The sequence below is a fragment of the Terrabacter sp. 2TAF16 genome (genome assembly GCF_052115065.1).
Classification (GTDB): domain Bacteria; phylum Actinomycetota; class Actinomycetes; order Actinomycetales; family Dermatophilaceae; genus Terrabacter.
This window is the reverse complement of the sequence record NZ_JBFRFZ010000028.1, coordinates 1-12,597: the sequence shown is the minus strand read 5'-3', so window position 1 is coordinate 12,597 and position 12,597 is coordinate 1. Positions and strand designations below refer to the sequence as shown.

At 67.6% G+C, this 12,597-nt stretch carries 13 protein-coding genes; 6 read left to right on the top strand and 7 right to left on the bottom strand.

All coding sequences use genetic code 11. The features are described 5' to 3' along the window. Positions 1-511 precede the first annotated feature (511 nt). The 4 genes from AB4Z14_RS21800 to AB4Z14_RS21785 all read left to right on the top strand — a co-directional run bounded on the left by AB4Z14_RS21800 (position 512) and on the right by AB4Z14_RS21785 (position 2,846). Positions 512-1,054 carry a hypothetical protein gene (locus AB4Z14_RS21800; RefSeq protein WP_442277072.1) on the top strand — a complete coding sequence of 181 codons (543 nt, stop codon included), beginning with the start codon at positions 512-514 and terminating at the stop codon, positions 1,052-1,054. Beyond that, on the top strand, positions 1,051-1,434 hold the full coding sequence (locus AB4Z14_RS21795; RefSeq protein ID WP_442277071.1) for a hypothetical protein: 384 nt from the start codon (positions 1,051-1,053) through the stop codon (positions 1,432-1,434). Before AB4Z14_RS21800 ends, AB4Z14_RS21795 begins: the two co-directional genes overlap by 4 nt. A 250-nt stretch (positions 1,435-1,684) precedes the next feature. Further along, positions 1,685-2,092, top strand: a complete 408-nt coding sequence (locus AB4Z14_RS21790) for a hypothetical protein (protein ID WP_442277070.1) — start codon at positions 1,685-1,687, stop codon at positions 2,090-2,092. Between the two features lie 82 nt (positions 2,093-2,174). Next, positions 2,175-2,846, top strand: a complete 672-nt coding sequence (locus AB4Z14_RS21785; RefSeq protein ID WP_442277069.1) for a DUF6766 family protein — start codon at positions 2,175-2,177, stop codon at positions 2,844-2,846. 417 nt (positions 2,847-3,263) lie between these two features. On the opposite strand, the gene AB4Z14_RS21780 is transcribed toward AB4Z14_RS21785, so the two are convergent. The 6 genes from AB4Z14_RS21780 to AB4Z14_RS21755 all read right to left on the bottom strand — a co-directional run bounded on the left by AB4Z14_RS21780 (position 3,264) and on the right by AB4Z14_RS21755 (position 9,052). Beyond that, on the bottom strand, positions 3,264-3,821 hold the full coding sequence (locus tag AB4Z14_RS21780; RefSeq protein WP_442277068.1) for an ABC transporter substrate-binding protein: 558 nt from the start codon (positions 3,819-3,821) through the stop codon (positions 3,264-3,266). 187 nt (positions 3,822-4,008) lie between these two features. Continuing rightward, complete coding sequence (locus AB4Z14_RS21775; RefSeq protein WP_442277067.1) at positions 4,009-4,338, bottom strand: phosphatase RsbU N-terminal domain-containing protein; 330 nt, start codon at positions 4,336-4,338, stop codon at positions 4,009-4,011. Further along, positions 4,335-4,748, bottom strand: coding sequence for an STAS domain-containing protein (locus tag AB4Z14_RS21770; protein WP_442277066.1), 414 nt, complete (start codon positions 4,746-4,748; stop codon positions 4,335-4,337). Before AB4Z14_RS21770 ends, AB4Z14_RS21775 begins: the two co-directional genes overlap by 4 nt. Beyond that, entirely contained in the window at positions 4,745-5,659 is a 915-nt protein-coding gene (locus AB4Z14_RS21765) for an STAS domain-containing protein (protein WP_156415672.1), read from the bottom strand. The genes AB4Z14_RS21770 and AB4Z14_RS21765 overlap by 4 nt, the downstream gene beginning before the upstream one ends. Beyond that, positions 5,652-6,734 carry a sigma-70 family RNA polymerase sigma factor gene (locus AB4Z14_RS21760; RefSeq protein WP_442277065.1) on the bottom strand — a complete coding sequence of 361 codons (1,083 nt, stop codon included), beginning with the start codon at positions 6,732-6,734 and terminating at the stop codon, positions 5,652-5,654. Before AB4Z14_RS21760 ends, AB4Z14_RS21765 begins: the two co-directional genes overlap by 8 nt. Positions 6,735-7,588: 854 nt before the next feature. Then, positions 7,589-9,052 carry a right-handed parallel beta-helix repeat-containing protein gene (locus AB4Z14_RS21755; protein WP_442277064.1) on the bottom strand — a complete coding sequence of 488 codons (1,464 nt, stop codon included), beginning with the start codon at positions 9,050-9,052 and terminating at the stop codon, positions 7,589-7,591. A 691-nt stretch (positions 9,053-9,743) separates the two neighbouring features. Between AB4Z14_RS21755 and AB4Z14_RS21750 the strand changes: the two genes are divergently transcribed. After that, a complete protein-coding gene (locus AB4Z14_RS21750; protein ID WP_442277063.1) occupies positions 9,744-10,493 on the top strand; it encodes a class I SAM-dependent methyltransferase in 750 nt (249 codons plus the stop codon). A 760-nt stretch (positions 10,494-11,253) separates the two neighbouring features. Further along, positions 11,254-11,643 carry a hypothetical protein gene (locus AB4Z14_RS21745; protein ID WP_442277062.1) on the top strand — a complete coding sequence of 130 codons (390 nt, stop codon included), beginning with the start codon at positions 11,254-11,256 and terminating at the stop codon, positions 11,641-11,643. Between the two features lie 243 nt (positions 11,644-11,886). Here the strand turns inward: AB4Z14_RS21745 and AB4Z14_RS21740 are convergent, their stop codons facing one another. Continuing rightward, a complete protein-coding gene (locus AB4Z14_RS21740; protein ID WP_442277061.1) occupies positions 11,887-12,246 on the bottom strand; it encodes a YtxH domain-containing protein in 360 nt (119 codons plus the stop codon). Positions 12,247-12,597 lie beyond the last annotated feature (351 nt).

Below are 12,597 nucleotides of genomic sequence, written 5' to 3'. Positions count from 1 at the left end.
ACCTCGTTCTCGATGTAGGTGTGCACGGTCAGCAGCTCGAGGATCGTGTCGACGACCTTCTGCTTCTGGACCGCGGTCTGGCCGGGCTTGCGGAAGGCGCGGAACTGCTCGCGCACGTCTTTGTGGTCCTGCTTGAGCAGGACGATGGCATCGGTTGACACAGGCGCTCCTTCGAGCAGCGGGGCGGGGACGACCAGCAAACTGTGCCGTCCAGCCGTCTCGTACCCATCGCACACTGCCCGAACCACACGTGGGCAGGCGGCGTCGTCCGAGCGATTCCTTGCTCGAGTCCCTCGGACGCTGCGGGGCGCAGCCTCCAGGCGCACCGCCGTAGGCCAACGGCTCGGCCTTGGTCGCGAGATCAGTCAGCCCAGAAGCCGGACCGGTGTCGACGACGTGCGCGCGTAACGCCGTACAGCGGCGGAGCCAAGGTGTCTCGGGGTGGGAAACGGGTACGGCCAAGTCCCCACCGAACACCGCGCCGCGTGCGCCAGATGCACCAGGACTTCGCATGACGGCATACAGCACCTTCGTTCGTGCCACGCACGTGCTCACCAACGCAGCATGGTTCGGCGGCTCCTTGGCGGGTGCCGTCGCGCTGCACCCAGCCAGCCGCAAGAGTGATGACGCCCGCGACCGAGCCGAGATCGCCGACGAGGGGTGGCGCCGTTGGGGTCCAGTTCAGGGTGTGGCTATCGGCCTGCACCTCCTGAGCGGCCTCGCGATCTTGGCCGATAACAGGCGCCGCGTCGTCGGTCACCCTCCTACGGCGGCGGCCGTCGTCCTCAAGACGGCGCTGACAGGGACGGCGATCATGGTCAGCGCCGAGGCTTACCGATCCAGTGCCGAGCTCGACGATGCGCTCGAGCACGCTCAGGGGGATCCTGCGGTGGCGGACAAGGCCCACCGACTCACACACCGCATGAGCTGGCTGCGATGGGCCACCCCCGCGGCCACCGCGGGGCTCCTCGTGCTCGATGCCTACCTCGGCGAGCAGCAACGCGGCGTCGCAGGGCTCCTCGACCAGCCGTCCAGCTTGAGGCGCACGACGTGACGCGCGAATTCGAGTTCGCATTCGAAGGTCGCTACCGACTGCCCGCGCTCGCGTTCGGGATCACTCCGGCCACCGCCCAGGTCGTCGTCACCGCGCATGAGCTGCTTGTGAGGTTCGGGCCCTGGCGACTGCGAACGGCGCTCGCCAACGTCGCCGGCACCGAGGTCAGCAGGGGGTATGCCTTTCACCGGACGGCTGGTCCGCCCCATCTGTCGCTCGCCGACCGCGGCGTCACCTTCGCGACGAACTCGCGTCAGGGACTGTGCATAGCGTTCGTCGAGCCAGTCCATGCCATCGAACCCGCCGGAGTTCTTCGGCACCCCGCGGCGACGGTGACGGTCGCTGACCCGGAGGCGCTCGCTGCTGCCCTACGTCTCTGACCTACAGCCGTCCGGTGCGCCCGAGTGATCAGGGCGCGGCGTGTGAGGGGAGACGGTGCATCCCATCTCGGATCTGGCGCGGCGGTCCCGCCCGATGCGTGGCTGAAAGAGCGAACGCTGACCACCTCGGTGGTGACGGACGGCTGTTGGGTTCCTGTCGCGCGGAGGCGTGTGGTTGCGCGGCTGGGAGATCTCTGGCAACCAGGCGCCGGTGCCTCACGTGGACGCGTCAAGACCGTAGGGTCGCGCCATGACTCGTCTTCGCGTGCCTACCGTGTTGGCGGTGTGCGCCTGTTGGGTGTTGGCAGCCTGTTCCGGCGACAGCTCGCCCGCAGCGACGGCTGCTGCCCGGGCCGCCACCAGCTTCACCGCGTCCGTCGACGCGCAGCCAGAGGCAGCCTGTGCGCTGCTGGCTCCACAGACCCGTCAAGAACTCGAAGACTCCTCGGGTCCGTGTGCCCAGGGGATCAAGGACGCCAACTTGCCGAGCGCCGGGAGGGTGATTTCCGTGGACGTGTATGGCCAGGACGCCATGGTGCGGCTCGAGCACGACACCCTGTTCTTGGCGCGGTTCGGTTCCGGCTGGCGTGTGACTGCTGCTGGTTGCACCCCCCAGGAACAAGATCGTCCCTTCTCGTGTGAGCTCAAGGGAGCTTGATCGTGCGCGCTGCATTCATCGGCATCCTTCTGTTCATCGGGGCTGTGCTGGCTGCTTGCATCTTCGTCGGGCTGGCGCAGCGATGAAGCGGGTACGTGAGCAGGGCTTGACCTTGGCGTTCACGGCCCTCTTGGTCGCGGCGCTTGTCGGGCAAGCGCTGACGGGACTGGCTTCCTACAACCGGCAGGCGGCCGACGCCGGCCTTCCGTTGATGACGCTTCTCCGGTACGTGACGTCCTCGCAGTTCGCCGTCGACGTGGCCGAGAACTGGCAGTCGGAGTACCTGCAGTTCCTCCTCTTCATCCTGCTCACCGTCTGGCTGGCCCAGAAGGGCTCTCCCGAATCGAAGCCGCTGGACACGCTGGGTCGAGAGTCGGACAAGGACCAGAAAGTCGGCCGGTACGCCCAACGGGACTCGCCAACCTGGGTGAAGGCCGGCGGGTGGCGCCTGCGGCTGTTCTCGCGGTCACTCGGACTGACGATGGCGGCCATCTTCTTGCTGTCATGGTTGGCGCAGTTCATCGCCGGACGCTCGGCATACAACGCGGACCAGATCCAGGATCTCAAGGCCCCTCTCGACTGGGCTGCGTACGCGGCTGCCCCTGACTTTTGGAACCGCACGTTTCAGAACTGGCAGTCCGAGTTCCTGGCCGTCGCGAGCATGGTCGTGCTGAGCATCTACCTGCGAGAGCGGGGCTCACCCGAGTCGAAACCCGTGGGGCAGCCGCACGGCTCGACCGGCGTCGACGGCTGAGCGGTCTGCGGGCCCACAGGATGAGCGCGGCGAAGGTGACGATGCCGTACTTGGCGTGTACGACGGGCCGCGTGTGGAGTCTCGTCGAGGGGACCTGGATCCTGGGCTCAGCGACGCTCTGAAGGGACGATGTGCTCCTCGATGCGTTGCATGACCAGCATCAGCGCCAAGCCGACCAGCGGCGAGGTGAGGGAGAGGGCGAGCATGGGTGCCTTTCAATGGTGCCGGGTTTCCGGCAGACACGGCCCCGACCGTGTCGTCGTTCAGGCCTGATCCACTAAGCGCGCTGCGTCACTCTGCTTGTCGTGACAGACCGCGTCCGGGACGCCGGAGGGGCTCCGGGCCCTCGCCGGACCGGAGCCCCTCCTTCCCGAGCGAGATCAGACCCGGGGGTGCAGCGGGGCGAGCTGAACCGCGTCAGAGACCGAGGAGGCGGTTGAGCAGGTTGGCCAGCCCATTGATGCCGTTGCCGTCGAGGAGTCCAGCCACTGCACACAGGAGGTTGCCGAGCAGGTTGCCGGCGCCTGACTGGGCCGTGATGTTGAGGACCACCTGGTTGAGGTCGACGACGAGGCCGAGCACGTCGAGGTGCAGCGGTCCGAGCACGAGGTTGAGGATCTTGCACGTGCCGGCAGCGGTCGCGCTCGCCACCGTCGTGGTCACCGTCTGGGTCACCGGGGTCGTGGCCCCGGCCAAGGTGGTCAGGGTGCCGGTGACGACTCCGGTCACGGCCAGCTGGCCGTTCTGGTTGCTGAACGAGGTCGGGGCGAACGAGCCGGTGAACGTGCCCACGCCGGCGAGGACCTGGTTGATCGGCGACGACGCCGTCGTCCTCGGTGTGGCGGCCGCGGGCGCGGCTGCGGCGGCTGCGGCGGCTGCGGGCGCCGCGGATGCGCTGGCAACCGGCGCGAGGCCCAAGGCCGCGGTGGTGGCGAGGGTGACTCCGGCGGCGCAGAGCTTGTAGGTGAGCTTCATGGGTGTGACTCCTTCATCGGCGTACGGGCGGCCTCGTGGGCCGTCGGTCACCTCTGAAGAGCACGCCTCACGCATCACATGATGCGAGCTGACAGGACCTATGGGAGATGCCCTGCACAAAGTTCGAGCACGAACTGGTCCGATCAGTCCGGATATCGGCGGTGGATCCCGCGTCATGCGATCGCCGTCAAGGCGTCCGGTCGTCGTGTCGAGGCTCCAGGACGCTGCGGTGGCTCATGTCGTATGCGGCCAGCACCTCCAGCAGCAGCTCGCCCGACCGCTCGGCTACGTCCACTCGATCGTCCGGAGCGGTCTCGCGCAGGACCTCGGTGGCGACGTTCTGATGGATGCGCGTCATGACCAGCAGGCTGATACCGCCCGTGAAGGCGTGCCGCCCCAGCTCGTATGCCGATTCCCGGGCGGCCTCGTCGCGGCGGGGCAGGAAGCGCCGCAGCGTCGCGCGGTAGTCCTGGGTGAGGTCGTCGACGACGAGCCGCTCCGCTCGATGGGGGCTCACGTGCGTTTCTGGGGCTGGGACCGAGAAGAGCCGAGGTTCCGGGTCGCGGCAACCTCCGCGAGGAGCTGCACCCCTTCCTCGAGATCGAGGGCAGTAGGGATCTGACCCGTGCCCATGCCGAGCCGGACCATCGCGAAGGCTACCTCCGGCTGGATCCCGACAAGCACGGTCAGCGCGCCGCGCAGTCGTGCCATGTCAGCGATCCGGCGCAACGTCAGCGCGGCGAACGAGTCGATGACGTCGAGAGCTGCGACGTCGATGATGACTCCGCGCGAGCGGTGCTCCCCGATCTGTTTGACGAGGTCGTGCTCGAAGCGGACCAGCTCGGAGTCGTCCAGGGCAGTGTGGATCGACGCGATCAGGGTCGATCCCTGCCGCATGATGGACACGAGCGCTGGTCCGCCGTTCACGAGGTCGAGTCGACCTCCTTCCGAGTCACGGCGTATCCGAGGAGCCTCTCGGCCTCTTCGAGCCCACCTTGCAGGTCGCCGATGGTGTTCATCTTGCTCAGGTCGACCCCGATCGTCACGAGGGTTTGCGCGATCTTGGGGGAGAGCCCGGTAATGATGACGCTCGCACCCATCAGGCGTGACGCGTCGACCGTCTGCACGAGGTGGTTGGCGACCGCCTCGTCGACGTCCGGGGAGCCGGTGATGTCGATGACGACCACCTTGGCGCGGTGCTTGCGGATCCCGGAGAGCAGCTGCTCGGTGAGCTGTTTCGCGCGCTCGCTGTCCAGTACCCCGATGATGGGCAGGATGAGGAGCCTCTCGCGCACCGGTAGCACCGGGGTCGACAGCTCACGGATGGCGTCCTGCTGCTGGCGGATGACGCGTTCCCGCTCATCGACGAAGCTGACGGCGACGGTGTTGGCGATGCGGTTCGCCGCCGGTTCGTAAGCGTCGAGCACCTCGTTGAGCATCGAGAAGTCACGCTGGTACTTCTCGAAGAGCGAACGCGCCAGGACGTCGCGTAGCAGCAGCACGATCCCGACGACCTCGTGGGTCTCGACCCCGCGCGGAATGATCCGCTCGGAAAGGTCCCTCGCGTAGTGCTGCAGCGCCTCGACATTCCCCGTCTCGAGCACCTCGACGTAGTTGTCGTAGACGGACGTGGTCTCGGCGGCCATCTCCTGGGGAGTCATCGCCGTCAGCAGGTGGGCCTGCTGGATGCGCTGTGACCACTCCTCCTGGAGCCGGGTCCGGTGCTCCCGAAGATGTGCCACGAGCTGCGACAGCAGGTGACCGCTCGGTCCGGACCTGGCGGAGTCGTGCTCGGGTGCGGCGTGCACCGGCTGGTGGTCGGTGGTGCGGTCATTCATGGTCTGCCTTCTCCCATTTCGTCATGGTCACTGTGGTGCCGTGGCCGGGCTCGCTCGCAATGGCGAACTCGTCCATGAGGCGACGGACGCCCGGGAGGCCCAGGCCGAGTCCGCCGTACGTGCTGAACCCGTCGTCGAGCGCGCGTTCGACATCGGGGATCCCGGGTCCGCCGTCGCGGGCGACGATCTGGATGCCGCGGCGCGGGACCTCGAGCAGGTTGACCACGACCTCGCCGGTGCCGGCGAAACGGACGATGTTGCGGCATACCTCCGACACGGCGGTGGCGATGACCGTGAGGTCGGTGGGCCCGAAGGCCAGGCGCGACGCGAGCTCGCGCGCGGCCCCACGGGCCGTGACGATGTCGGGATCGGTGGTGACCGGGATGGTCAGACGGTCGTCGCGTGGCTGGCCCCGCTCGAGCAGCGGCTGGCTCAACCCGGCGCAGGGCTCGCACTCGAGCAGGTGCTGGGCCGCGTGAACCTCCCGCTGGCGTCGCTGGTCGCCGCTGCTCAGCGCCAAGAGGACCGCCCGGCACTGCTCGGTCGGAGGCTCGATCTGCGCCGCAGCCAAGAGGTACTCGACACGAAGTCGAGCACGCGTGCGGTTCAGCTGGGCTGCCACAGCCCCGGCCGTGCTGCCCTCGCGCGCAGCGAGAGTGCGCGTGTCCGTGCCCTTGACCTCGTGGTCCAGCAGGGTGCGGCGCTCGCGCTCGGTCAGGCGGGCAAGAGCGGTGGCCATCGCGGACTGCTCCTCGTCGAGCAGGACCTGCGTCTCCGGAGGATCGGGGGTGCTCAGGTCGACGACGCGATGCTGGTTTCGATGCTTGCGGTCCACGTCGCGCCACATTGACGCCACGACGTTGCGGGCTGTCACGATCGCGTACGGCTCGAGCATGCCCGGTTCGATGGTGGGGCTGGCCGCCAGGACGCGGGTGAGCGTCTCCTGGACCAGGTCCTCCGCGGCCGGGTGAGAGCCGACGCGGGCGTGAACGATCCGGCGGACCATGGGTATCAGGTCCGCGACGTCCTCAGCGCTGTGACCGGAGCGGCTCCCTGCGCGTTCGGTGGCGCTCACGCGCTCTACGTACCCAACTGTGCCTTCCACCCGACCCATGCGTGGGGAAGGGGGCCAACGGGCGTGGGCAGGACCATGCTGCGCCTGCTGGGCGTTCGTGGCGCTGTACACGCCACGCTGATGGTCGGACATCTTTGCCCGGGCTGGAGTGAGCGTGTCTTTGGCGCATCCGCCCGCCCCGACGGACCCGCCGGTCCGGCGCTGCCAGGCTCGGCGAGACTCGGCGTGCTGCGTCCCTTCCGTCGAGGCACATGGTTGGTGATGGCTGGCGGGGCCCCGGAAGCCGTCAGGCCGGCCCGGGGCCCCCGACGACGGTTCAAGGGGGAGGGGGATCGCCGTCGTCACCCTCGTAGACGCTCGAAGGCTGAGAGCATGACGCGGCCCGGGCTCCAGGCGGTCGCCGTGCTCGGTGTGGCGACTGTCCGTGGCGGACCGTGGTGGACCTCCGTGGGCTATTCGAGGGCCGCGGGTGATGCCCGGAACCGCCACCTGCTCGCCCCAAACGCGTTCGTAGTTCCGGCCTCGAGGTCCCTGTGGTGGCTTGAGCGCCCAGTACCGAGAGGCCTAGCAACGCCCTTCTTGTCACCAGACTCTGCCGCCCAGCCACAGAGGAGTACCTCAATCCGCAGGTGGCACTCGGCGGTTCATTCGTCGCCGACGATAGGTGGTCAGCCGCACGGATCAGCCGAAACTAACCGGACTTTCGGCCTCGATGCGCGCAGGATGACCCGCCCTGTCCGGGCCTCCGCGTCGGTGACCTTCTGCGTTGCGCAGTCGCACGCGATCGACCGGGACACCCTGCGGCTGGCGCGGTGCCTCAGGTTTGGTGCGTTACGTCGGTGACGGCCACCGCTTCACGTTGCGGGCTGGTACTCAAAAGCCCCCCGGTCGTCGAAGGTTCGAGGGCCGATGCCGATGTTCGGAGTAGCGGGGTCGTCCACTCGTGGGCGGGCGGGCGCGTCGGATGTGGTCTGGCCCGGCGCGCCCGAGTTGGCCGAGTCGATGGCCGGTGACCGAGCCGCGAGGGTAAAAGTGCCCGTGGCCGCCCTGGTGAAGCGCGGGTCGGCCTGCAGGCCCCGCGCCTCCTGGCCGCTCGCGGTGCGGAAGCTCGCCAGGGTGTTGTAGGAGGTCGTGCCCCAGACCATCATGGTGCCGGGGGCGCTGAGGTTCACGAGGTCGAAGTTGACGCTCGTGCCCAGCCTCGAGGTGGCGTCCACCCGGATGTTGCCCCCCGTTCTGGGGCACTTGACGGTCCCGCCGACGCCATTCGGGCACCGGATTCCGTTGTCGGTCGCGATGTTGTTGGCGATCGTGACGCCGCTGGTTGTGCTTGCAGCAAGTCCCTCGAGGTTGATGCCCGAGGTCGCGTTGCCGTACACCGTGTTCCCGACGATCGAGCCGCCAGTGACCCCAAGGCTGTCGATGCCATGGTCACCGGTGATGCAGCCGGATGTGTTTCCGGTGCTGGGGTGGGCGCAGTTGGTCTGCGCGGCGGTCGTGAAGCCCATGTTTGCGTACACGATGTTGTTGATGATCTGGTTGCGGTCGCCGCCCGGGAAGACCTGGATGCCCGAATCCTCGTTGTGGTGCACTCGATTGGCCTTGACAATGTTGCCCGGCCCGCGCAGGTCGATGCCCACCGCGTTGCGCACGTAGCCGTACGCGTTGAAGGAGAGCTCGTTGCCCACGACCTGGTTCCCGGTAGAGCCGCCGGCCATGAGGATGCCCGACCCGGCGTTGTTGGTGACCAAGTTGCCCTTGACCGACGACGACGTCATGGCATTGAGGTACATCCCGTACGCCGCCGCCCCGGAGATCCGCCGTCCTGAGGTCTGCACCGTGTTCCCGGTGATGCTGAGCCCCTTGGCATTGGACACATAGACGCCAGAGCTGGTCGTGTTCTGGATCCGGAACCCGGACACGGTGATCCAACTCTGGTTGGAGATCGTGAACCCGTGGCGCGGACCCGAAATGACGACGGTGGCGCCGGTGGCGGGCCGGAAGATGATCGGCAGGCCCGACACGCCTGAGTGCCAAAGGGAGACCTCCCCGAAGTAGGTGCCGGCAGCGACGACGACGGTCTGGCCGGCGACAGCGACCTTGGCTGCCTTGACGATCGTGCAGTACGGCAGAGTGGCGGTGCCCGTCCCTGAGTCAGAGCAGCTTGTGGAGCGGACGTAAAGAAACGTCGGTGCCCCGCTCGCGGCGCCGACGGGAACCAGGAGGCCCATGAGGCTGGCGGCCGTGACACCGGCGACGAGTTGTCTTCCGATCATGGGCGAGCCGGAGTGTTGGCGCGTCCTCAGAAATGGCTTCATCAGGTTCCCCTTGCCCGAGTTGTGTAGGTGACAGCCCTACTCTGCGAAAGCGCTGCGCTGAGCACGTCCGCTCGCGGCAGTAGTGGGGTCTACGTCCTTTGGTGTAGCCGCGGGCCTGCACCCGTGCATCGCCTCGGGGCCCGGACCGTGAAGGCCAACGTGCGAAGAATCGCGTCGGCCCCAAGAGAACGCGCCCGGTCAACCCACCCGAGGGCGTTTGCAGGGACGTGATAGCGGGCACATGGAAGCTATGCGTCTACGCGACCACAACAAGGGAGACCTGGCCCTCACGGCTCTGACCCTGGCGGTCGCCGCGGCGGCAGCCGCGAGTGGAACCGCTCGGTGGGCCAGCCGTCGCCGCCTCCGGCGCCACGGCTGCGTGCACGTGCAGCATTGCGAGGTAGTCGAAGCGCCCCATCTCAGGATGAGCCGCTCGTAGCGGATGGCCAGTTCGCGCTCGTTGTCTCGCCCGACGTGGAGCCGGCGGTCGGGGCCTTGCTGTGGCCGACAGCAGTCGGGTCGTCAGCTCGGAAGACTTCGTGCGCCTCGTCGAGTTCAGGTACCGAACAGGGCGGCGCGCCCGCATGCGTGGGACCACGCGCATCGCCCGGCAGATGCGGAGGTGACTCACCGTCGGTGCCGGCTCGGGCGGTGCGTGGCATGGCAACATCGTGGTGTGCCATTGGAGGGGATGCACCAGGACCGAGGACGCGCAGAGTCGTTCGGCTCGGCAGCGGAGGCCTATGACAGGTTTCGCTCCGGCTATCCTGACGCGCTCATCGACGATCTCCTCGTCGGCCGCCCCTCAAACACACTGGATGTCGGGTGTGGCACCGGCAAGGTGGCGGCGGCTATCGCCGCCCGCGGCTTCCGCGTCGTGGGTGTGGAGCCGGACCAACGGATGGCCGAGGTGGCGCGTGCGCGGGGGTTGGAGGTTGATGTCGTCTCGTTCGAGAACTGGGACAGCCGTCGTCAAACGTTCGATCTGGTCACCTGCGGTCATGCGTGGCAGTGGATCGATCCGCTCATCGGCGGGAGCAAGGCAGCGTCGCTTCTTCTACCCGGCGGAGTCATCGCCTTGTTCTGGAACTACCACGTGCTCGACGACGCCCTGCTGGCAGAGGTTCGAACCGCCTACGAGACGTATGCGCCTGACCTGTCCGTCCTCGGTCAGGATCCCAGCGGGCTCCAGGACGCGGACCCCTTCCGCGGCCTCCCATCGTTGTCGCCGGGAGAGACGCGCACCTACCGGTGGGTCCGCGAGTTCGAGGGCATGGACTGGACTGGGATGTTGGGCACGTTCAGCGACCATCAACGGCTGGGGGAAGAACGCCTGACCGCCTTGCAGCACGCCGTGCGTCGCATCATCGATCGGCACGGCGGACGCATTGCTGCGCAGGGCGGCACCTACGTGTGGTCCGCAAGAAAGGTGTCGAGTTGAGCTGGTGACCACCACTCTGTGTTCGGTCGAGGAGTCCCCGCCGCCTTGACGTCCGGGGGCAAAGCTCACGGTCGCCGATCTCACGGTAGAGGAGCGGGCCGGGCTGTATGCCGCCGACCGCTGGGATGGACGCACCGACGAGCGGCCCGACGCCGACGGTTCGCCTCGACGAGTCCCGGCTCGTTGACGTGGGCAGCGCGCTGGCGCTCGCCCCCCGCGATATCGAGCATGACCTGAACGTGGCCCTCGCGTCGAGATCACCTGTAGCCCGCCCAGCCCCAATCACGGTGCTCGGCGCCAGGAAGCGGTCGCCCTCACGGCGTAGGCAGAGTCCGTCGCAGCTACTCGTCAAATCGATAGTCTTCACGGCCTTGAACAGCACTTCGATTCGTGAGGCGTTGGAGTCGGCCTTGACGCTGCGCAGAAGCAACTGCGCGTGGCCGCCGCCGTAGCGCCACATCCGGAAATGGCGCGAGCTCTGGAACCCCGTAAATGGTCTCTGAGTCACTCACTGTGGGCATGGCGACACGGTAAGGACCCCCGCCACGACCTGTGCAGACCCGCGGCGCCACGCGGGAGGGTCGGGCGTCACGCCCTCAACGCGGCACGAGGGACATATGAGGGGAAGCGACCCACTCTCGGCCGTTGTGCTGCGCAGCGACCCGATGAGGAGTAGGCCGGGACCTTGGGCTTTGAAACGCGCAGAGTCCTGAGGGCCTGTCAGCCCGTCTGCAATCTCGTACTCGGAGGAAGGCACGTCATGATCAAGCGCTTATCTGCCACAGCCATCGCCGGAGCAGTCGCGATGATCGCTTTTGCGCCCGCAGCATCAGCGGATCCCAAGACCACCACGATCCCGTTGACCTGCGACAACGGTCAGACGCTTGAGGCAGCCTTCAACGGGAACGGGGACTTCACTCCCGGGCACGTTGTCGGCAGCACGCAAACGTTCGTCATTCAGTCCCTTCAGGCGACAGCGACGTTCACGCCCACCGGTGGCGACCCCTTCGTCGTGCAGCAGCTCGACACATCCAAGCCGCACGTCCACGGAGATCTCGTGACCTGCCATTTCGACTTCGTGCGTGCGACTCCCACAGGGTCCTTCCACGGGGTCGGGACCTCAGTCGTCTTCATCACGCCGGCGTCCTAGCGGACATGTGAGGGTGCGCATCGGGTGCGAGCTCCGAACTGGACTTGATGAAGTACAGCGAGGAGTCCGCACCGCCCCCTAGGGAGGGGACGACGACGCGCGCGGTCTGCGGCATGAAGGCGTATCCCACTGGTCGCAGGAGGCTGGGTCTGGACGATGTCCCGGACCTGGCCGGCGTCATGGGCGTCATGTCGCTGGCAGAGTCGGCCCCCGAGTCCGGCGCCGCGATCAGGTGGCGGGCTCTCAGGGCAGCGGACCCTTGGGCCCGTGGTCCTTCTGGAACTGCACGGCCTCCTCGATGGCGTCGTCCCCGGCATCACGTGACGCGTGGGCGGAGCTGTCGTCTGAGCCGGAGTCCGATGATCCGGACACGACCGCGGTGACCTTTGAGGTCGCCGTCCTAGTGGCATCGGCCACCTTGTCCGCGACGACCGGCGCCTGCTCGCGCACCAGCTGTGCACCTTGGTGTGCTTTCTCCTGCACGCGGGGGTCGTCCTTCAGCTGGCCGATCGCGCGCATGAACTGTTCGTAGGGCTCCCGCCCGGCCCGCGAGCCGAGCAGGAAGCCGACCGCGCCGGCGGTGACGATGAGCAGTCTTTTCATGAGGGGCCTCCGTGTGTCGGGTCGTCGCCCTAGGTCGGGCGCCGACGATCTCCCTGAGGCATACCCACCATCGCCTCGTTCGGCATCAACGCCCGGGCGGGTCACGGGCCCCGTTCCACCTAGGGTCCCGTCCGCATCTAGTCCGCACAAGGTCCGCAACATCTCCGAGCAGGGCCCTGTCGAGCCATCGCACCCAACAGTGGGGACTGCTGACGCTCTGGTTGACACCTGACCTGTGGCGACAGAGGCCGCCGCTGGAAGGATGTACACCATGCCTGCAGCCCACCCCAAGGAGTTCCGCGACGACGTGATCGCCGTCGCCCGGCGCGGCGAGGCCCCGCTCGGCCAGGT